The sequence below is a fragment of the Propioniciclava sp. genome, assembly GCF_047602245.1.
In the GTDB taxonomy this organism is placed as follows: domain Bacteria; phylum Actinomycetota; class Actinomycetes; order Propionibacteriales; family Propionibacteriaceae; genus Propioniciclava.
The window spans coordinates 3,494,866-3,513,912 of sequence record NZ_JASGHT010000001.1 but is presented as its reverse complement, the minus strand read 5'-3'; the positions used below and the strand labels follow the sequence as shown (position 1 = coordinate 3,513,912).

Genomic DNA, 19,047 nt, shown 5'->3' with positions numbered 1-19,047 from the left:
ATGGCGGGCGTGTTCATCGGATTCGGGACGGTCGTCAACATGGTCACCGTCGCCCTCGGCGCCGGCGCCGGCCTTCTGCTCGGCGACCGGATTCCCGTCCGCACCCGAGACACGATCACCGACGTGCTCGGGCTGATCACGCTGGTACTCGGCGTGTCGTCGGCCCTGACACTGTCGTCGGCGGCCTTGTCGGAGGCGGTCGGCTCGACCGGAATGCTGATCGTGCTCGGCTCGCTGCTCATCGGCGCAATCATCGGTTCGCTGCTGCGCATCGAACAACGGCTGGAGGGCGGCGCCGCCTGGTTGCGCACCCGCTTCGCCGGCACCGGCGAGGCCGGCCGGTTCGTGGACGCCGTGGTCACCCCGACGCTGCTGTTCTGCATCGGGCCGCTCTCCCTGCTGGGCACCATGTCGGACGGGTTGGGCCGTGGCGCCGATCAACTGCTGATCAAAGCGACCCTGGACGGCTTCGCGGCGATTGCGTTCGCGAGTTCGCTGGGCTGGGGCGTCCTGGTCTCGGCCATCGCGGTCGGGTTGACGCAAGGAAGCCTGACCCTGGCTGCGTTCCTGCTCGGCGACTTCTTCTCAGCGGCACAGATCGACGCGCTGACCGCGACCGGCGGCGTCATGCTGGTCGGGCTCGGCCTGCGGCTGCTGCAGCTGAAACCCGTCCCCGTCGGCGACCTGCTGCCCGCCCTCGCCATCGCGCCGGTGCTGGTCAGCGTGGTCGCCGCGCTCAACTGACATCCGGCACCGTCCGGCATGATGCGATCAGGAGGAAGTTGATGGCCAAGAAATCCAAGAAGTCCGGCGGCACCCCCGCGACCGACGCGCTCACCGCCGCCGGCGTCCGGTTCGAGCCGATGGAATACGAGCATCACGCCGACGCCACCGACTTCGGGGCCGAGGTGATCCGCCAGACCGGACTCGACCCTGCCGTGGTGTTCAAGACCCTGGTCGTCTCGGTCGGGCCCCGCCAGCTCGCCGTGGGCGTCGTGCCGGTGGCCGGACGCCTCGACCTGAAGGCGATCGCGTCCGCGTTGGGGGTGAAGAAGGCCGAGATGGCCGATCCCAAGGTCGCCGAACGCTCATCCGGCTATGTCGTCGGTGGCGTCTCCCCCATCGGTCAACGGACGCCCCTGCCGACCGTCATCGACGCCTCCGCGGAGTCGCTGGAGATCATGTACGTCTCGGCCGGCAAGCGCGGACTGCAATTGGGCATCGCGCCCGCCGACCTGGCCGCCGTCACCGGCGCGACCTTCGCCCCTATTGCTCGGTAGCCGGCAGCACCGACGCCCACGCGCACGACATGTACCGTTGCCTACGAAATTTCGTGCGCAACGGTACATATCGTGCGCAACGCTGAGCCGCCGACCCGGGCCAAGGCGGCGTCCAGCGCGGACTGGCCCTCGGCGAGCGCGGCCACGCGGCGGGCGTGCTCGGCGTCGCGGAGCGCCTGCCAGGCGGGCTGCTCCTCGGATGAGGCGTCCGCGGCGACGACGTCGATCAGCTCCAGGGCGACGGCGGTGTCCTGCAGCTGCCCGAAGGACTCGGTGACCGCCTCCCAGCGCTCGATCTCGCCGTCGGTGTGCAGCGCGCAGTCGAGCGCCTCGGCGGCGTAGCGCGCGGCCTTCGCGGCCTTGCGCACCTCGTGCCAGCGCTCCAGGTGGTCGGGGTCGGCGAGCGCGTGCTCGCGCAGCGAGGCCACCTCCTGTTTCGCGCGGGCGAACAACGGCGGCAGCACCGCGGACGCCGCGGCGTCCGTTTCGGACCTCAACGGCGGGTCGACGAGCGTGTCGATCAACGCACGCCGCAGAGCCTGCGCCCGCGGCGAGTCGAGCCCCTCCATCAGCGCGGCGTGCGCGCGGGCGTGCTGCTCGGCCAGGTGCCCGAGCAGGCGCCGGCGCACGGTATCGGTCACCGCGTCCGGGCCCAGTTCGTCCATCAGCGTCTCGAACGCCTCGGCGAGCACCTCGGCGTCGCGCGGGTGCCCCAGCAGGTCGGCGAGCCACTTCAGCTCGGCGCGCAGCGCCTTCGCACGCCGCTTGTCGAACAGCGGCGCGAACGTCTTCAGCAGGCTGCGCAGCCGCCGGGTCGCGACCCTCGACTTGTGCACGGCGTCCGGGGCGTTCGCCCGCACGTCGGCTTCGCGGGACTGCAGGACGCCGACTTGGGTCGCCATCCAGGCCAGCAGCACCGCGCGGGCCGGGGTCTGCGGCGAGGCGGGCGCCGAGAAGCGCGCTGCCTGCGCCATCGCGCGGGCCAGCTTCGACCCGTGCCCCGCAGGCTCGGCACCGGCCGCGGTCAACGCGTCCGCCAGCCGCGCCAGCAGCGACGGGTCGGCGCCGGGCTCCAGCTCGACCTCGATCTCGCGCCATGCGGTGGTGCCCGAGGCGGCCACGGCCGACACCTCGTCGCGCACCAGCGTCGCCAGCGGCACGCCGTCGATCCCCAGCAGGGTCTCCACCCGGTCGGTCACCAGCCGCACGACCGGCACCAACGCGTCCAGGCCGGTGATCTCGCGCACCTCCTGGCGCAACTCCTGCGGCACCGAGTCGGCGTCAGGAGCCCACACCTCGGTACGCGCCCCAGCCTCGCCCGCCGGGCGCTTGAGGTGCCAGCCGGCGTCCTTGCCGCCGCTGCGCCGGCGCAGGCCCCAGCCGGCATCGGTCAGCGTCAGTCCGAGCGTGTCGTGATAGACCGCCTCGAGCCGGAACCGCTCCTCGCCCAGGCGCTCCACCACCGCGGACAGGTCCGGGTCGAAGCCCTCGGGTGCGGCGAACTTCAGCTCGCGCTCGATCGTCCGCTCAGCCATCGGACACCCCGGCGAGCGCCGCGTCCTCGGCGGGTGCATGGCGCCGCCGCGCCACCCGCGCCCGGAACTCGGGGTCGGGGCCGAGCGAGGCCGCGAACAGCGGCACCGCGGTGGCGGCGAACACCCAGGCCGCCAGCGCGGAGGGCGTGGTGAGCGTGAGCGCGATCCGGACCTGGTCGCCGGCCCCGGCAGCGGCCAGCCGGGCCGCGAACGGCCCGGGCCCGATCAGCTCGCCCACCTTCCAGCACACGATGGCCGCCAGCACCGACAGGGCCGCGGTGATGACCGCCACCATCCAGCCCAGCGACCTGAGCCGAATCCAGCTGGCGACCCCCACGGCCAAGCCGGCGAACGCCCCGATCACCACGAACCAGAAGTTGCCCGAGAACAGCTTGGCGACATCCGATTCCGCGATCGTCGCGTGCCCGTCCGCCTGGACGACATAGCTGGGCAGCTCGGTGACGTTGGCCCATACCAGGGCACCGACGACGCCCAGCAGCGCCGCCAGCCCGGCGAGCTGGCCGGAGCGGACCAGCACACGCGTCAGACTCATGGTATCGATGCTAGGCGCTGAAGCATGAGGGCCCCAACAACGCCTTGAGATCGGCGATCAGCGAACCGGAATGCTGCACGCGCAGCCGGTCGTCCAGCTTCCACAGCTTGGTTCCGCCGGGGGCCGACACCTTGACCCGCACCTCCTGCGTGCCGGGGTGCTGGCGCAGCGTGAACCGCAGCTGTTCGACGACCTCCGGCGTGCACCGGGCGGCCTGCAGCGCGATGGTCACCGGACCGGACGGGCTGCTGCTCACGTCGGGGAAGCTCACATCGGACGCGGTGAGCTCGACCGATTCGTCGCGCTCGCGCAGGCGTCCGCGGATCTTCACGACCACGTCGGTGCCCAGCGACATCGCCACCGGCATGTAGGCCTTGTTGAACACCATCACCTCCAAGGAGGCGTCCAGGTCCTCCACGGTGAGGATGGCCCAGATCTTGCCTTCCTTGGTCTGCTTGCGCTGGATGCCGGTGATCATGCCGCAGATCGTCACCTGGCCCTCGCGCGGGCCGTCCTCGGCGAGCAACTGCTGGATGCCGAGGTCGCGGTTGGCGGCGATCACATGCTCCAGCCCGTTCAGCGGATGGTCGCTGACATACAGGCCCAGCATCTCGCGCTCGAACGCGAGCCGGGTCATCTTCTCCCACTCGGGCAGATCCGGCACCGGGGACGCCGCGAGCGCGCCCGCGCCATCGGCTTCCTCGGCGCCGAACAGTTCGGCGAACAGGTCGTCCTGGCCGTTGGCCTGGTTGCGTTTGAGGTCGACGACCTCGTCCACCTTGGTCTCGAAGACCTCCATCAGGCCGCGGCGGGTGTGCCCCAGCGAGTCGAACGCGCCCGCCTTGATCAGCGACTCGATCACCCGCTTGTTGCACACCACCGCGGGCACGTGGTCGAGGAACTGGTTGAAGTCGGACGCCTCACCGTGCTCTTCACGCGCCTCCAGAATGCCGCCCACCACGTTGTTGCCCACGTTGCGGATCGCGCCCAGGCCGAAGCGGATGTCGCGGCCGACCGGGGTGAACCGGCCCTGGGAGGAATTCACGTCCGGCGGCAGCACCTTGATACCCATGTGCCGGCATTCGGCTAGGTAGATCGCCGATTTGTCCTTGTCATCACGCACCGACTCCAGCAGCGCGGCCATGTATTCGGCCGGGTAGTGCGCCTTCAGGTAGGCCGTCCAATAGGACACCACCCCGTAGGCGGCGGCGTGCGACTTGTTGAAGCCGTACGCGGAGAACGGGACCATCGTCTCCCACAGCGCATTGATCGCCTCGGCCGAATAGCCGTTGGCTTTCATGCCGGCCTCGAAGTTGGCGAACTCGGCGTCCAGCACCGACTTCTTCTTCTTGCCCATCGCCCGGCGCAGCAGGTCTGCCGAACCGAGGCTGTAGCCGGCCATCTCCTGGGCGATCTGCATGACCTGCTCCTGGTACACCAGCAGGCCGTAGGTCTCGCCAAGCAGCCGTTCCAGGTCGTCGGCGAGTTCGGGATGGATGTGGGTGACCGGCTGCTGGCCGTTCTTGCGCAACGCGTAGTTGACGTGGGTGTTGGTGCCCATCGGGCCCGGACGGTAGAGCGCGCCGAGCGCAGTGATGTCGGCAAACTTGTCCGGGCGCATCAGCCGGCACAGCGCCCGGTAGCCCGAACCATCGAACTGGAACACGCCCAAGGTGTCGCCGCGGGCGAGCAGTTCGTAGGTGGGTGCGTCGTCGGGCTGGCGCGCCAGGGCGTCCAAGTCGATGTCGACGCCGGCGTTGATCTTCACGTTGTTGACGGCGTCGTCGAGGATGGTCAGGTTGCGCAGGCCCAGGAAGTCCATCTTGACCAGGCCCAGGTTCTCGCAGCTGGGGTAGTCGAACTGGGTGATCCGCTGCCCGTCCTGTTCCCGCTTCATGATCGGGATGACGTCGATGAGCGGCTTGCTCGACATGATGACGCCGGCGGCGTGGACGCCCCACTGCCGCTTCAGGCCCTCGATGCCGCGCGCGGTGTCGACGACGTGCTTGACCTCGGGGTCGGCGTTGTACAACTCGCGGAACTCGGTGCCCTCGCCGTAGCGGGGATGCCCGGGGTCGAACACGTCGGCGATGGCGACGTCCTTGCCCTGCACTGCCGGGGTGTACACCTTGGTGATCTGCTCGCCCAGCGCGAACGGCTTGCCGAGGACGCGGCCGGCGTCCTTGATCGCCTGCTTGGCCTTGATCGTGCCGTAGGTGACGATCTGGCAGACCCGGTCGTCACCGTACTTCTCGGTGACGTAGCGGATCACCTCGCCCCTGCGGCGTTCGTCGAAGTCCACGTCGAAGTCGGGCATCGAGGGACGCTCCGGGTTGAGGAAGCGCTCGAAGATCAACCCGTGCGGCACCGGGTCGAGATCGGTGATCCGCATCGCGAAGGCGCACATCGAGCCGGCGCCCGAACCACGGCCCGGGCCGACCCGGATGCCGTTCTCCTTGGCCCACTTGATGTAGTCGGCCACCACGAGGAAGTATCCCGGGTAACCCTTGTCGATGATGACCCGTTCCTCGAACTCCGCCTGCCGGATCGCGTAGTCGGGCACGCCGTCGGGGAAGCGCTCCTCCAGGCCGCGACGCACCTCTTTGACGAACCAGGAATCCTCGGTCTCGCCTTCGGGCACGGGGAACTGCGGCATGTAGGTACCGACGCCCTCGTCGAACTCGATGTTGCAGCGTTCGGCGATCGCGAGGGTGTTGTCGCAGGCCTCGGGCAGGTTGCTGAACAGCAGCCGCATCTCTTCGGGCGACTTCAGGTAGTAGCCGGAGCCGTCGAACTTGAACCGGCCCGGGGTGTCCTTGTTCGCCCCGGCGCTCACGCACAGCAGCGTGTCGTGGTCCTCGGCGTCCTCGGCGTGCACGTAGTGCAGGTCGTTGGTGGCGACCAACGGCAGGTTCAGGTCCTTGGCCAGCCGGAGCAGGTCGGCGCGCACCCGGGTCTCGATGTCGAGGCCGTGATCCATCAACTCGACATAGAAGTTGCCCTCGCCGAAGATGTCGCGGAACTCGGCCGCGGAGGCGATCGCCTGCTCGTACTGCCCCAGCCGCAGGTAGGTCTGCACCTCGCCGGAGGGACAACCGGTAGTGGCGATCAGGCCCTTGCCGTAGGTCTGCAGCAGTTCCCGGTCGGCGCGTGGCTTGTAGAAGAAGCCCTCCAGCGAGCTGCGCGAACTGAGCCGGAACAGGTTGTGCATGCCCGCGGTGTCGGAGGCCCACATCGTCATGTGCGTGTAGGCGCCCTTGGACGCCACATCGTCGCCGGTGCCGTCGCCGAACTGGACGCGCTTGCGCTCGCTGCGGTGCGTCTTCGGGGTCAGGTACGCCTCGAGACCGACGATCGGTTTGACCGAGGACCCCTTGGCGGTCCGGTACCACTCGTAGGCGCCGAACATATTGCCGTGATCGGTGATGGCCAGCGCGGGCATGCCCATCTTCTCGGCGCCGGCGACCAGCGCTTTCAGGCGCGCGGCGCCGTCCAGCATCGAGAACTCGGAGTGGCAGTGCAGGTGAACGAATTCGTCGCCCATGAGCGTGGTGAACCTCCTGGAAAGCCCCCTCAGCCTAGCTGCTGTGCTCCGGGAAGTAGCTCCTGGCAGTCGCGCGTGGCGCCGGGTTCGCACTCCAGCGGTCCCCCGCCACGGCCGTAGCGGACCAGATCGGTCAGCTGGTGCCACCCGGCCACACGCGCCTCGGCCGATCCGGCGGCGGCGCCACGTGCCCACGCGTCGGCCTCCAGCTCCCACCAGTCGGCGAACGTGGACACCCGCACGCCCAGCCGTGCCAGGCGCTGGGCGGCATCCGGGCCGCCGGGCGAACTCAGGCGCCCGGCCTCGAGATCGGCCAAGACGACGTCGACCGTCGCCGCCACCTCGGCCTCGGTGGTGCCGAACAGACCCGCCGGCCCCGGCTTGATCCAGCCGACGACATACTCACCCCGGCAGGCCTGGCCCTTCATCGTGACCACCCGGCCATCGATGTTCGGGATCACGCCGCGCATCTCGTCGAACGGGACGCCGGGAATGCGCCAGCCGCGGTAGCGGGGTGCGCTCAGCACCAACTGGGAGGCCACGCCCATCGCCTCGCCGGTGCCCCGCAGACCGCCGTCGGCGTCCAACCGGGTGCGTTCCAGAATCAGGCCGCGCACGGCAGCACCGCCGATGATCTCGGCCGGACGCCGCCAGAACTCGAAATGAACGCGCAGGCGAGGATCCGGCACGTGCCGAGTGGAGGCCTCCCGCAGCGCCGCCAGGTTCGCGCGAACGCGATCATCGAGACCGGATTCGTCGATGCCGTACAAGTCGGACGCATCGATCACCGGTTGGACGCCCTCCAAAGTGAGCAACTCGCGCAGTTGCTGCGCGCCGAAGCTCGCGTGCTGCGGCCCGCGCCGCCCGAAGACCCAGACGTCGCGCAGCGTGCCCGCGCTCAGCGCGTCGACGATCGCGCGGGGCGCGCCCGCTGAGGCCAGCACGCTCGGGTCGCGGCCGAGCAGCAGCGCGACATCGGCCGCCACATGGCCGACCCCGAAGGTGGCCACGCTGCGGACGCCCTCCAGCGGCACCGGGGTCGCGTCCGGATGCCCGCACCCCCACGCGACGAACTCGCGGGCCGACACCCGGCCCGGGGCGTCTTCGCCGGGCACGCCCAGTCTGCGTTCTTCCGCAGCGCCCGCTGCGTAGATCACCGCCTCGTAGCCGGACAGCAGCTCCGCGCAGGTGAGCGTGCGGCCGAACTCGACCGGTCCCAGGAATCTCACCCGACCGGATTCGAACGGAGCAGCCAACGCGCGCCCGACGCCGCGCAGGCTCGGATGGTCGAGAGGGACGCCGTAACGCAACAGCCCGAACGGTGCGGCCAACCGGTCGATCACGTCGACCTGCACCCGAGGATGCCGCCGCACCAACGCCTGGGCCGCGAACAGCCCCGCGGGGCGTGCGCCCACGATGGCGACGCGAGGTCGGGCTGGCGATGTCACCTCGACATTCTTCCATGTCAGCCTGTACAGGGAGGCCTCGCCATGACCTGCACATTTAACAGTCGGATTCACTCTGGCGCCCTCGTGGCGCCGCACTGTTAACACTCCTGCTCGCGTTCGAGCGGGCCGCCACCGCGGCCGTGCCTGATCAAATCGGTCAGCTGGTGCCAGGAGGCCACCTTGACCCGGGCGCGCCCCTCACGCGTGCCCCGGGCACGCTCCTCGGCGTCAATCCGTTCCCAGTCCTCGAAGGTGGACGCCTCGATTCCGCGGGCAGCGAGCAACTCGGCCGCGTCGGGGCCGTCCGGGAAGCGAGGGTTGGCGGCGAAATCCTCCAGTAGTGCGGCGACCGTCGCGGCGGCGTCGGACTTGTTGGTGCCGATCACCCCGATCGGGCCGCGCTTGATCCAGCCCACCACGTACTCGCCGGGGCAGAGGCGGCCGTCGAGATCGGTGACCCGGCCCTCAGCGTTGGGAATCACGCCGGCCCGGTCGTCGAAGGGGACGTCCGGCAGCGGGCGTCCGCGGTAGCCGATCGCCCGCAACACCAGCTGCGCCTCGATGGTCTCCTGCTCGCCGGTGGCGATGACCGCACCGGAGGCGTCCAATGTGGTGCGCTCCAGCACGACGGCCTCGACCGCACCGTCGCCGAGCAGGCGCACCGGACGCCGCCAGAACAGCAGGTGCAGGCGGGTGTGCGCGTCCGGCACCACCCGGCCGGTGGCGGCGGTCAGCGCCTCGACGTTGGTGCGGGTGCGCCGGTCGAGCGTGGCCGGATCGATGCCGGCCAGGTCGGCGGGGTCGATGAGCGGCTGGACGCCGGGCAACTCCAGCAGTTCGCGCAGTTCGGTGGTGGTGAAGCTGGCGTGCTGAGGCCCGCGGCGTCCGACCAGCCAGACGTCGCTCACCTGAGCGCGGTCGAGTTCCTCCAGCACCTCAGGTGGCATGTCGGTGCCGGCCAGGTGGCTGGAGGAGACCGACAGCACCCGGGCGACATCCACCGCCACGTTGCCCACCCCGAAGGTCATCGCGCTCCGGACGCCGTCCAGGCTCTGCGGCTGGGCGTCCGGGTGCCCGCAGTACCAGGCCACGAACTGACGCGCCGAGCGGCTGCCCGGCAGATCCTCACCGTCGACGCCCAGCCGCCGGTCCTCCGAGGCGCCGGCCGCATAGATTACGGCGTCATAGGACGCCAGCAGATCGGCCCGAGTCAACGTGCTGCCGAATTCGACCATGCCGAAGAACCGCGTCCGCTCCGACCGGAACGGTTCGGCGAGCTTGGGCTGCATGGCCTGAATGCTGGTGTGGTCAGGGGCGACGCCGTAGCGCAGCAAGCCGAACGGCGTCGGTAACCGGTCGAGGACGTCGATCCGGACGTCCTGGTCGCGGCTCAGCAGGGACTGAGCGGCGAACAGCCCCGAGGGGCCTGCGCCGACAATGGCCACCCGCCTGGGACGCAGCACTGCGTTCATACACGCATGCTCCCACATTGCAGGCGGCCGCGAGGCTCGTCGCGCACTCAGCCCTAACGTGGCCGTGTTTCGATGAGCAGCCCGGCGAGGAGGATCACCGGCGCGAGGACCATCAGGCTGCTGTTCGGGTTCGGATCGGCCGGCCAGGCCCACCATGCCAGAGCCATCATCTTCGTGCCCATCAGGGCCGCGGCGGCTGCGTGCACGCTGGGCAGAATCCAAGCCAGGCGGTAGCCCAGGATCCAGCCGGTCACGATGGCCTCGCCGGCCATGCTGAGCAAGATCACCGTGGCCGGACCCAGGTGATCCGGCGCAACAACGGCGGTGAGAAGCAGGAAGCCGGAGCTGAGGAGCAGGACGCGCAGGTGGCGCAACCACCGGCGGTATCCGGTCGCCATCGCCCACACCTGAGGGCTGGGTTCGGTCAGCGTCATCTGAATGGCGATTCCCAGCGGCGTGGCGATCAGGAGCGCGGTGGGGACCAGCGCTTCGCCCGGCGTGAGGAGTTGCGGCACGGGAATCTGCACGGGCAGCCAGCGGAGCAGGGTCGCGCCGAGGATGCACAGGACGGCGAGGGGGCCGAACCAGCCCGTGATCCACCACAGCCTGAGGCGCCGGCGCTGGTCGGGGCCGGTGCTCAACGACATGAGCCCGCCCGGAGTTGCTCGCGCACCCACGCCCGCTGATCGGCGTCGCCGAGGGCGAACACGTCGGCCAGCGGATCATCGGCAGCCGTCGTCGCAGACCCGACCCGCCCGGTCATCCACCGGTAGACGTTGTCCTGGCTGGCCAAGCCGATCTCCGAGTCGGCACAGCGAGGCCTGAGGCCCCAGGCCGCATTCGACACGTGCGCGCTGGCATCGGCCCCGTAGGACATCGGCACGACGTGATCGCCCGGACGAGCCGGATAGTCATGGTGAACCAGATTCTGCGGAACCTCCCATAGGTCCACGATGAAAGCACGCACCTGGCGGAGCGCCTCCACCGTCGCCACCCGCGTCTGCCCACCCAGAGGGTGAGCGCAGAACGTCGATCCGCCGCCCACGGGCTCGCAGACAGGCCCCTCGGGTATCGGACGCAACTCGTAACGCTCGGCCTCCGCCACGGACCCGATCAGCAGAATCCCGGCCGGCACGAGCACCGCGGCGAGGGCTGTCAGCACCCGCCGCCGCACGGGCGTGGTCGCGAACAGCGCCGACGCGCCGAGGATCAACGCCACCGCCACCAGGGAATGCCCCACCGGAGCGCCCGGTGCCGGCTGCGTCCACGGCACGTACCACGGCGAATCGAACGGTGCCGCCAGCCGGAACCGTCCCTCGAAGTACATCGACGAATAGAACCCGGCGAACGCGATGACCCCCAACACCGGACCGGCCAGCCGTCCACGAAACCGGATCCCGAAACTCGCACCCACCCAGACGCCCGCGACGAGGCTGGCCAACGCCTGCACCCAGGACAGCAAAGCAGTGGGCGGAAGTAGGTCATCCGGGCGGATCAGCGCGATCGGCACGAGGCACTGCGCGAGACCGATCAACCCCGCCCACAGGCTGCCCGCCAGCCCCACCAGCAAGGCAGGATGACGCTCGCCCGCCGTCGACGCACTCGACAAAGCGGACAGGCCTTCCATGCGGCGTCCTGACACGATCGCCGACACCGCCATCAGCACAGGGACCGTGTAGATGCAGATCACCGTCGCCACCCGGGTGCGATCCGGCCACAAGGGAGCATTCTCACCGATGACGCTCAGCACCAGGGCCACCACGAACGTTGCCGCACCACCGGCGAGCATCACTCCCGAGGTGGCTTCGGCCCGCACCACCCGCCATCTCATGCCGGTTCCGTATCTCTCACCAGCGCCACGTACGCGTCCTCAACCGTCGCCGCACTCACCGTCCCCGAGCACAAACCCTCAATGGAGCCGTCATAGACAACACGCCCCGCGTCCAGCACTACGACGTGCTCCGCGAGAGCCGCCACGTCATCGACCAGATGCGTCGCCACCACGAGTTGGCAATCCAGCCCCTTCAAGACTTCACGCAACCGGACGCGCTGGAGCGGATCCAGCCCAACGGTTGGTTCGTCGACGATCAGGACCTCGGGCCGGTGCACCAGAGCTTGGGCCACGCACAAACGCTGCCTCATGCCGCCGGACAATGTGCGAATCTTCGAGTTGGCCTGATCACCCAGCCCCACACCGGCCAGGGCACGCTCCACCCCGGCGCGATAGTCGGTCTGCTGGTGCATCCAGCAGGCGTAGGCCAAGAACTCCTCGCACGACCATCCCCCAGGCAGCGACATCGACTGAGGGACGTAGCCCAGCACCCGCCGGGCCGCGGCACGTCCGTCACGCCGCCCCAGATCACTCCCCTGGATGGCCACCCGGCCGCGCTGCACAGGCAACACCGTCGTCGCGAGGCCCAACAACGTGGACTTGCCGGCCCCGTTCGGGCCAAGAAGAGCCACGCTGCGCGCGCTCAAGCAGAGATCGACCTCGTCCAAGGCCACGACCGAACCATAACGATGCGTCACCTTCGCGAACTCGAGTCCGTACGTGGTAGATGACCTAGTCACGAGCCGATTCCCTCCGACCATCTGCCCGGAACGCGACCTTGCTTCATGACCGCATCCTCTCACGGACGTCCCGAATCAGATGCTGGGGATTCCCCTCACCTCGCGGCCTGCACCACCGACGAGTGGGACGGCCTCGGATGACCTCCGGGCTCGGGTGATACCAGCCTCTTCATCGCATGAGGAGGGTCATCGGAAACGCTGAGGACGCGGTCCGATCAGGCCGCCCGGGTTCGTCACACTCGCCCGGTATGTCGCCCGGTGTAGTCACCGTCGCCCGGGTAGGAAACAGGGCGACAGAGCGGCAACCGGGCGGCATACGGCACCTCCGATCCCCGGGTTCTGGGGCCCGCGTGGTGGAGCGAAGACGCGAGAAGGATCGGGCTCGTACTCAGGCCCGATCCTTCTCACTTCCAACCACCGTTTCACGGTGACCTCACCGTCCAGGGTCTCCGATAGCCCTCGAGAGAACAGGCGCGCGCGGTGTCCAACGCGGAGTCGCCCCGATGGAGTCAGCCCGGGAACCCGGGGCGACCCGATCGGGGCTACGTCGGCTCAGACGACCATCGGGCGGTCGTTCGGGCCGATCGGCCTGGGCAGGATGGAGCGGCCTTGCAGGAAGGTGTCCACGCCGTTGGCGGCGCTGCGACCCTCGGCGATGGCCCACACGATCAGCGACTGGCCGCGTCCGGCGTCACCTGCGACGAATACACCCGGCACCGAGGTCTGGAAGTCGGCATCGCGGGCGATGTTGCCGCGCGGGTCCAGCTCGACGCCCAACTCCTCCACCACGCCGGTGCGCTCAGGACCGACGAAGCCCATGGCGAGCAGCACCAGTTCGGCGGGGATGACCTGCTCGGTGCCCTCGACGGGCACGAACCGGCCCTCGGAGAACCGCACCTCGGAGAGTCGCAGGCCGCTGACCTTGCCGTCCGCGCCGAGGAACTCACTGGTCGACACCGCGAACTTGCGGTCGACCTCGCCCTCCTCGTGCGAGGTGGAGACCCGGAAGATCATCGGATAGGTCGGCCACGGCTGGTTGCCGGGACGGTCCTCGGGCGGGGTGGGCATGATCTCGAGCTGGGTGACCGAGGCGGCGCCTTGGCGCAGCGAGGTGCCGATGCAGTCCGATCCGGTGTCGCCGCCGCCGATCACGACGACATGCTTGCCGGTCGCGGTGATCTGGTTCTCCACCGGCTTGCCGACCGCGACCTTGTTCGCCTGGGGCAAGAACTCCATCGCCTGATGGATCCCGTCCAGCTCACGGCCGGGAATCGGCAGGTCGCGGGCCACCGTCGACCCGATGGCCAGCACGACCGCGTCGAAGCGCTCCCGCAGCTGCTCGCCGGTGATGTCGACGCCGATGGTGGTGCTCGGCTTGAAGACGGTGCCTTCTTGGCGCATCTGCTTCAGGCGCCGGTTGAGCACCTTCTTCTCCATCTTGAACTCGGGGATGCCGAAGCGCATCAGCCCGCCGATGTCGTCGGCCCGCTCGTACACGACCACCGTGTGACCGGCGCGGGTGAGCTGCTGGGCGGCGGCCAGTCCGGCCGGGCCCGATCCGACGACCGCGACCGTCTTGCCGGTGTGCCACTCGGGCACCATCGGCACGATGCGGCGGTCGTCCCAGGCCTTGTCGGCGATGGCGACCTCGATGTTCTTGATCGTCACCGGCTCGCGGTTGATCCCCACGACACAGGCTGTCTCGCACGGCGCCGGGCACAGCCGCCCGGTGAACTCCGGGAAGTTGTTGGTCGCGTGCAGCCGGTCGGTGGCGGTGCGCCACAGATCGTTGTAGATCAGGTCGTTCCACTCGGGAATCAGATTGCCCAGCGGGCAGCCCTGATGGCAGAACGGGATGCCGCAGTCCATGCACCGCGACGCCTGCTGCCGGATGATCGGCAGCACCGCCCGCCCGGGCGTGCCCGGGTAGACCTCGTCCCAGTCGGCGACCCGCTCGTCGCTCGGACGCCGCTCGGCCACCTGGCGGGCGACCTTGATAAAGCCCCTCGGATCAGCCATGAGCCGCCTCCATCATCTTCGTAACCGTCTCTTCGTCGCTCAGGCCGGCGGCCTCGGCGTCCGCGCGGGCGGCGAGCACCCGGGCGAAGTCGCGCGGCAGCAGCTTGCTGAACCGTCCCCGCCAAGAATCCGTCCCGCCATCCAGCAGGCGCTGGGCGACGGCGGAGCCCGTCATGGCGACGTGCCGGCGCAGCAGCGTCTCGATCCGGTCGACATCGGAATCGGTCAACGGCCAGGCGTCCACCAGTTCGGTGTTGAGCCGGTCGGTGTTCAGGTCGAGCACCCAGGCGAGGCCACCCGACATGCCCGCGGCCACGTTGCGGCCGGTGCGGCCGAGGATGAGCGCCTCGCCGCCGGTCATGTACTCGCAGGCGTGGTCGCCCACGCCCTCGACGACGGCGGTCGCGCCCGAGTTACGCACGCAGAACCGCTCGCCGACCTGGCCGCGGATGTAGATCTCGCCGGACGTCGCGCCGTAGCCGATCACGTTGCCCGCGATGATCTGCTCCTCGGCGACGAACGACACGTTCTCGGGGGGCCGGACGGACAGGCGTCCGCCGGACAGGCCCTTGCCGAAGTAGTCGTTGGTGTCGCCGATCAGGCGCATCGTGATGCCCCGGGGCACGAACGCGCCGAAGCTCTGCCCGCCGGTGCCGGTGAACGTGATGTCGATCGTGTCCTCCGGCAGCCCCGCGCCCTTGGTCGCCTTGGTGACCGCGTTGCCGAGCATGGTGCCGACCGTCCGGTCCACGTTGGTGACGTCGACCTCGAAGCGGACCTTCGTGCCCAGCTCGAGGGCCGGGCGCGAACGCTCGATCAGCTCGTTGTCGAGCTTGGCGGCCAGGCCGTGATCCTGGGTGGTGATCCGGTGCAGCGGGCCGTCGGTCTGGACGCGGTGCAGGATCGGGCTCAGGTCGAGACCCTCGGCCTTCCAATGGTCGATCGCGGCCTTGGTGCGCAGCGCCTCGACGTGGCCCACCGCCTCCTGGATCGAGCGGAAGCCGAGCGCGGCCAGGTGCTCGCGCACCTCCTGGGCGATGAACTCGAAGAAGTTCACCACGAAGTCGGCGTGGCCGGCGTACTTGGCGCGCAACTCCGGGTTCTGCGTGGCGACGCCCACCGGGCAGGTGTCCAGGTGGCAGACCCGCATCATCACGCAGCCCGAGACGACCAGCGGGGCCGTGGCGAAGCCGAACTCCTCAGCGCCCAGCAGCGCGCCGATCACGACGTCGCGGCCGGTCTTGAGCTGGCCGTCGACCTGGACGACGATCCGGTCACGCAGGCCGTTGAGCAGCAGCGTCTGCTGGGTCTCGGCCAGGCCGAGCTCCCACGGGCCTCCGGCGTGCTTGAGCGAGGTGAGCGGCGCCGCGCCGGTGCCGCCGTCGTGGCCCGAGATGAGCACCACGTCGGCCTTGGCCTTCGAGACGCCGGCCGCGACCGTGCCCACGCCGACCTCGGCGACCAGCTTCACGTGGACGCGAGCCACCGGGTTGGCGCACTTCAGGTCGTGGATCAGCTGCTTGAGATCCTCGATCGAATAGATGTCGTGGTGCGGCGGCGGCGAGATCAGGCCGACCCCGGGCGTCGAGTGCCGGGTCTTGGCCACCCACGGGTACACCTTCTGGCCGGGCAGCTGGCCGCCCTCGCCGGGCTTGGCGCCCTGGGCCATCTTGATCTGGATGTCGTCGGCGTTGGTCAGGTAGTCACTGGTCACGCCGAAGCGGCCGGACGCCACCTGCTTGATCGCCGAGCGGCGCGCCGGATCGTAGAGACGATCGGCGTCCTCACCGCCCTCGCCCGTGTTCGACTTGGCACCGAGCCGATTCATCGCGATCGCGAGCGTCTCGTGCGCCTCCTTGCTGATCGAGCCGTAGCTCATCGCGCCGGTGGAGAACCGCTTGACGATCTCGCTGATCGGCTCGACCTCCTCGATCGGCACCGGGGTGCGGGTGTCGTCGAACTCGAGCAGGCCGCGCAGCGTCATCAGGCGCTTGGCCTGGTCGTTCACCCGCGCGGTGTACTGCTGGAAGATGTCGTAGCGCTTCTCGCGGGTGGCGTGCTGCAGCCGGAACACCGTCTCGGGATCGAACAGGTGCGGCGGGCCTTCGCGGCGCCACTTGTACTCCCCACCCACATCCAGGGTGCGGTGCGGCAGCGTCCGCCGGTCGACCGGGTAGCCGACGTCGTGGCGGGACTGGATCTCGGCGGCCACTTCCTTCAGGCCGATGCCCTCGATCCGGCTCGTCGTGCCGGTGAAGTACTTGTCGACGAAGTCCGAAGCCAGGCCGAGCGCCTCGTAGATCTGCGCGCCCGCGTACGACGCGATGGTGGAGACGCCCATCTTGCTCATCACCTTGAGCACGCCCTTGCCAAGCGCCTTGCGCACGTTCTTGACGGCCTTGTCTGGATCGACGGTGACGAACACCTCGCGGCGAGCCAGGTCTTCGGCCGACTCGAACAACAGGTAGGGGTTCACCGCCGCCGCACCGTAGCCGATCAGCAGCGCGACGTGATGCACCTCGCGGACGTCGCCGGCCTCGACGATCAGCCCCACCTGGCTGCGGGTCTTCTCGCGGACCAGATGGTGGTGGACAGCCGCGGTCAGCAGCAGCGACGGGATCGGTGCGTAGTCGATGTTGGCGTGGCGGTCGGACAGGATGAGGATGCGCGAGCCCCGGGCGATCGCCTCGCTCACTTCGGCGCAGATCTCCTCCAAGCGGCGCTCCAACTCCTCGGGGCCGTCCAACAGCCGGTAGAGGCCGCGGACGACGTGGGCGTCGAACTGCGGCATCGAGCCGTCGCGGTTGATCCGGACCAGCTTCGCGAGCTCGTCCGAGTCGAGCACCGGGTAACCGATCACGATCTGGCCACAGGACTCCGGCCCGGCGCTGAGCAGGTTCGCCTCGGGGCCGACCGAGCTGGCCAGCGAGGTGACGAGCTCTTCTCGGATGGCATCCAGCGGCGGGTTCGTCACCTGCGCGAACAGCTGGCTGAAGTAGTCGAACAGCAACCGCGGACGCTCCGACAGCACCGCGACCGGGGCGTCGGTGCCCATCGAGCCGATCGGCTCCGCGCCGGTCTGCGCCATCGGCGCGACCAGCATCTTGAGCTCCTCGTGGGTGAACCCGAACACCTGCTGGCGGCGGGTCACCGATGCGTGGCTGTGCACGACATGCTGGCGCTCGGGCAGGTCTTCCAGATTGATCCGGTGCGAGACCCACTCGCCGTAGGGATGCTCGGCGGCCAGCGTCGACTTGATCTCCTCGTCGTTGATCAGCCGGTGCTGAGCCAGATCGACCAGCAGCATCCGGCCCGGCTGGAGGCGTCCCTTCTCGATGACCGTGGACTGGTCGATCGGCAGCACGCCGGCCTCGGAGGCGAACACCACCAGGCCGTCCTCAGTCACCCAGTAGCGGCCCGGGCGCAGGCCGTTGCGGTCCAGCGTCGCGCCGATCAGCGAGCCGTCGGTGAAGCAGACCGCGGCCGGGCCGTCCCAGGGCTCCATCACCGAGCTGTGGAAGGAGTAGAAGTCGCGGCGGGCCGGATCCATCTCGGTGTGGTTCTCCCACGCCTCGGGGATCATCATCAGCACCGCGTGCGGCAGCGACCGGCCGCCCAGATGCAGCAGCTCCAGCACCTCGTCGAAGGACGCCGAGTCGGAGCCGTTCGGGTTGCAGATCGGGAACAGGCGCGACAGGTCGCCGGGGATCAGGTCGGTCTCCAGCAGCGCCTCGCGGGCGCGCATCCAGTTGCGGTTGCCCTTGACGGTGTTGATCTCGCCGTTGTGGGCGAGCATCCGGTACGGGTGCGCGAGCTCCCACGCCGGGAACGTGTTGGTGGAGAAGCGCGAGTGCACCAGGGCCATCGCGGACGCCGTCCGCTCGTCGCGCAGGTCGGGGAACACCTCGCCGAGCTGCTGGGTGGTGAGCATGCCCTTGTAGACGGTGGTGCGGGCCGACAGCGAGGCGAAGTAGACGCCGACTTCGTGCTCGGCGCGCTTGCGTAGCGGGTAGACCAGGCGATCCAGGTCGATGCCGCCGACGCCGCGGCTGCCGGTCACGAACAGCTGCTCGAAGTGCGGCATCACCGCGATGGAGACCGGGCTGAGCGTGTGCGAGGTGGTGGGCACGTCGCGCCAGCCGAGGACGCGCAGGCCCTCTTCGATGGCGGTGTACTCGATGCGGCGTTTGGTGGCGGCGCGTTCGGCGTCGTCGACCGGAAGGAAGGCCATGCCCACGGCGTACTCGCCGGCGGGCGGAAGGACGAAGTCGACCGTGGCACGGAACAGTGCGTCGGGGATCTGCAGCAGCATTCCCGCGCCGTCTCCGGCCGCCTCGTCGGCGCCGGTGGCGCCGCGGTGGTCCAGATTCTCCAGAGCCAGCAGGCCCTGGGCGACGATGTCGTGGGTGGCGTTGCCGCTCAGATGGGCGACGAAAGCGACACCGCACGCGTCATGCTCGAAGTCATGGCGATAGAGGCCCTCATCGGGCCGATGGGTCATTGCATTCACTTTTTGTCTCCTGCTCCAACGGGCTTCGTGGCAGCCACCCCTTAAGGCAACCTTCCTGGCCACACCGCATGGTGCGGGAACAAAGTAGCGCGCGTTCTATGACGGCTGTGTTACA

The 19,047-nt window shown here is 69.3% G+C and carries 12 protein-coding genes; 2 read left to right on the top strand and 10 right to left on the bottom strand.

The features are described 5' to 3' along the window. Both QM708_RS16560 and ybaK read left to right on the top strand, forming a co-directional pair. Positions 1-744 carry a DUF554 domain-containing protein gene (locus QM708_RS16560; protein ID WP_415111122.1) on the top strand — a complete coding sequence of 248 codons (744 nt, stop codon included), beginning with the start codon at positions 1-3 and terminating at the stop codon, positions 742-744. Positions 745-785: 41 nt separating this feature from the next. Further along, positions 786-1,280, top strand: a complete 495-nt coding sequence (gene ybaK / locus QM708_RS16555) for a Cys-tRNA(Pro) deacylase (RefSeq protein ID WP_415111119.1) — start codon at positions 786-788, stop codon at positions 1,278-1,280. A gap of 41 nt (positions 1,281-1,321) precedes the next feature. On the opposite strand, the gene QM708_RS16550 is transcribed toward ybaK, so the two are convergent. The 10 genes from QM708_RS16550 to gltB all read right to left on the bottom strand — a co-directional run bounded on the left by QM708_RS16550 (position 1,322) and on the right by gltB (position 18,923). Beyond that, positions 1,322-2,815, bottom strand: coding sequence for a CHAD domain-containing protein (locus QM708_RS16550; protein WP_415111116.1), 1,494 nt, complete (start codon positions 2,813-2,815; stop codon positions 1,322-1,324). Beyond that, positions 2,808-3,368, bottom strand: a complete 561-nt coding sequence (locus QM708_RS16545; protein WP_415111113.1) for a hypothetical protein — start codon at positions 3,366-3,368, stop codon at positions 2,808-2,810. Before QM708_RS16545 ends, QM708_RS16550 begins: the two co-directional genes overlap by 8 nt. A gap of 10 nt (positions 3,369-3,378) precedes the next feature. After that, positions 3,379-6,912 carry a DNA polymerase III subunit alpha gene (gene dnaE, locus QM708_RS16540; RefSeq protein ID WP_415111110.1) on the bottom strand — a complete coding sequence of 1,178 codons (3,534 nt, stop codon included), beginning with the start codon at positions 6,910-6,912 and terminating at the stop codon, positions 3,379-3,381. Between the two features lie 29 nt (positions 6,913-6,941). Continuing rightward, positions 6,942-8,327 (bottom strand): hypothetical protein, encoded by a 1,386-nt coding sequence (locus QM708_RS16535; protein ID WP_415111107.1) that lies wholly within the window; start codon positions 8,325-8,327, stop codon positions 6,942-6,944. Positions 8,328-8,458: 131 nt separating this feature from the next. Then, the gene (locus QM708_RS16530; protein WP_415111104.1) at positions 8,459-9,832 is read right to left on the bottom strand and encodes an NAD(P)-binding protein; all 1,374 of its coding nucleotides are present in this window, start codon (positions 9,830-9,832) and stop codon (positions 8,459-8,461) included. Positions 9,833-9,885: 53 nt separating this feature from the next. After that, on the bottom strand, positions 9,886-10,473 hold the full coding sequence (locus tag QM708_RS16525) for a hypothetical protein (protein ID WP_415111101.1): 588 nt from the start codon (positions 10,471-10,473) through the stop codon (positions 9,886-9,888). Further along, a complete protein-coding gene (locus QM708_RS16520) occupies positions 10,470-11,663 on the bottom strand; it encodes a hypothetical protein (RefSeq protein WP_415111098.1) in 1,194 nt (397 codons plus the stop codon). The genes QM708_RS16525 and QM708_RS16520 overlap by 4 nt, the downstream gene beginning before the upstream one ends. Beyond that, on the bottom strand, positions 11,660-12,337 hold the full coding sequence (locus QM708_RS16515; RefSeq protein WP_415111096.1) for an ABC transporter ATP-binding protein: 678 nt from the start codon (positions 12,335-12,337) through the stop codon (positions 11,660-11,662). Before QM708_RS16515 ends, QM708_RS16520 begins: the two co-directional genes overlap by 4 nt. A 618-nt stretch (positions 12,338-12,955) precedes the next feature. Then, positions 12,956-14,422, bottom strand: coding sequence for a glutamate synthase subunit beta (locus QM708_RS16510; RefSeq protein ID WP_415111093.1), 1,467 nt, complete (start codon positions 14,420-14,422; stop codon positions 12,956-12,958). Beyond that, positions 14,415-18,923, bottom strand: a complete 4,509-nt coding sequence (gltB, locus tag QM708_RS16505) for a glutamate synthase large subunit (protein WP_415111090.1) — start codon at positions 18,921-18,923, stop codon at positions 14,415-14,417. The genes QM708_RS16510 and gltB overlap by 8 nt, the downstream gene beginning before the upstream one ends. Positions 18,924-19,047 lie beyond the last annotated feature (124 nt).

What these genes read in the sequence shown, in the direction of transcription:
- QM708_RS16530 (WP_415111104.1), bottom strand. Translation starts at nt 9,832, where the DNA reads ATGAACGCAGTGCTGCGTCCCAGGCGGGTGGCCATTGTCGGCGCAGGC.
- ybaK (WP_415111119.1), top strand. Translation starts at nt 786, where the DNA reads ATGGCCAAGAAATCCAAGAAGTCCGGCGGCACCCCCGCGACCGACGCG.
- QM708_RS16560 (WP_415111122.1), top strand. Translation starts at nt 1, where the DNA reads ATGGCGGGCGTGTTCATCGGATTCGGGACGGTCGTCAACATGGTCACC.
- QM708_RS16545 (WP_415111113.1), bottom strand. Translation starts at nt 3,368, where the DNA reads ATGAGTCTGACGCGTGTGCTGGTCCGCTCCGGCCAGCTCGCCGGGCTG.
- gltB (WP_415111090.1), bottom strand. Translation starts at nt 18,923, where the DNA reads ATGACCCATCGGCCCGATGAGGGCCTCTATCGCCATGACTTCGAGCAT.
- QM708_RS16510 (WP_415111093.1), bottom strand. Translation starts at nt 14,422, where the DNA reads ATGGCTGATCCGAGGGGCTTTATCAAGGTCGCCCGCCAGGTGGCCGAG.
- dnaE (WP_415111110.1), bottom strand. Translation starts at nt 6,912, where the DNA reads ATGGGCGACGAATTCGTTCACCTGCACTGCCACTCCGAGTTCTCGATG.
- QM708_RS16550 (WP_415111116.1), bottom strand. Translation starts at nt 2,815, where the DNA reads ATGGCTGAGCGGACGATCGAGCGCGAGCTGAAGTTCGCCGCACCCGAG.
- QM708_RS16520 (WP_415111098.1), bottom strand. Translation starts at nt 11,663, where the DNA reads ATGAGATGGCGGGTGGTGCGGGCCGAAGCCACCTCGGGAGTGATGCTC.